Source organism: Bradyrhizobium sp. PRIMUS42, from assembly GCF_023006515.1.
Lineage (GTDB): Bacteria > Pseudomonadota > Alphaproteobacteria > Rhizobiales > Xanthobacteraceae > Bradyrhizobium.
Genome location: NZ_JALBGZ010001092.1, coordinates 1 through 1,444, shown reverse-complemented (window position 1 = coordinate 1,444; position 1,444 = coordinate 1). Strand labels below are relative to the sequence as shown.

At 65.5% G+C, this 1,444-nt stretch carries 2 protein-coding genes; both read left to right on the top strand.

The window, feature by feature from the left end:
* The coding region (locus tag MOV75_RS37905) for a UDP-N-acetylglucosamine 1-carboxyvinyltransferase (protein ID WP_247007966.1) at positions 1-917 on the top strand (917 nt) is incomplete at its 5' end.
* A gap of 247 nt (positions 918-1,164) precedes the next feature.
* Positions 1,165-1,444: MATE family efflux transporter (locus MOV75_RS37900; protein WP_246932643.1), on the top strand; the 280-nt coding region annotated here is incomplete at its 3' end.

Sequence of the window (1,444 nt, the reverse complement as noted above, 5' to 3'; positions counted from 1 at the left end):
ACACCCATGTGCTGGCGCTGGAGCAGTTGGGCGCCAAGGTCACCGCGACCGACCGGCTCGAATTCCGCGCACCAAAGCTCGCGGGCGCGGACGTGTTCCTGGACGAGCCGAGCGTCACCGCGACGGAGAACGCGCTGGTGGCGGCGGTCGCCGCCGACGGCGTCACCCATTTGCGCAACGCGGCCTCCGAGCCGCATGTGCAGGATCTCGCCAACTTCCTGGTCGCGCTCGGTGCCAAGATCGAGGGCATCGGCACCAACACCATGATCGTGCATGGGCCAGCGACGCTGGGCACTGCGACCTATCGGATCCAGCCCGACCATATCGAGGTCGGCTCACTGATCGGGCTTGCCGCCGTGACGCGTTCGCCGCTGCGCATCACGCGCGCCGGTGTCGAGCATCTGCGCTCGATCCGCATGGGATTCGAGCGGCTCGGCATCGTCTGCCGCGTCGAGGGCGACGATCTCATCGTGCCGTCGAACCAGACGCTGAAAATCCAGGACGATTTTGGCGGCCACGTACCGAAGCTGGAAGACCAGCCCTGGCCGGCCTTCCCGGCCGACCTGATGTCGATCGCGATCGTCACCGCCACGCAATGCGAGGGCGTGATCCTGATGTTCGAGAAGATGTTCGAATCCAGGATGTTCTTCGTCGACAAGCTGATCGCGATGGGCGCGCGCATCGTGCTGTGCGATCCGCACCGCGCGATCATCGCTGGCCCGAGCCGCCTGCACGGCGCGACCATGACCTCGCCCGACATCCGCGCCGGCATGGCCATGCTGCTCGCGGCTGTCTGCGCCCAGGGCACCTCCACCATCAACAACGCCGACCAGATCGAGCGCGGCTACGAGCGCATCGAGGAGCGGCTCAACGCGCTGGGTGCGAAGATCAAGCGCGTGCCGGAGCGGAAGGGCTGAGGCTTGTTCTTTCTCCCTTGTGGGAGAAGGGAGCTTCGCGTTTCGCACAATCTCGTGCCCCGGACGCAGTATCGTAGGGTGGGCAAAGCGCAGCGTGCCCACGCTTCTGTTGAAATATTGGAAAGATGGTGGGCACGGCGCAACTGCGCCTTTGCCCACCCTACAGTACCGAGCTAGCGGATAGATCCCCTCGCCGTCTTGCTCTCGGGGCCATGTTTTCGTCGCTCGGGCGTGCTATTGAGCCGCGATGCTCGACACCGTCCAACATCATTCGCAGCCGCAAGCCGGCATGCCGCCAAATCATCTCGCGCAAGAATTCGTCGAGACGCTGCGGCTGGCCGTGCCGTTGATGCTGACTCAGCTCGGGCAGATCGCGATGATCACGACCGATCTCGCGCTGATCGGCCGGCTCGGCGAGGATGCGGTCGCCGCGGCGGCGCTGGCGCACACGGTCTATTTCGTCAGCTTCACCTTCGGGCTCGGATTGATGGCTGCGGTGTCGCCGCTGGCGGCGCAGGCCTTCGGCG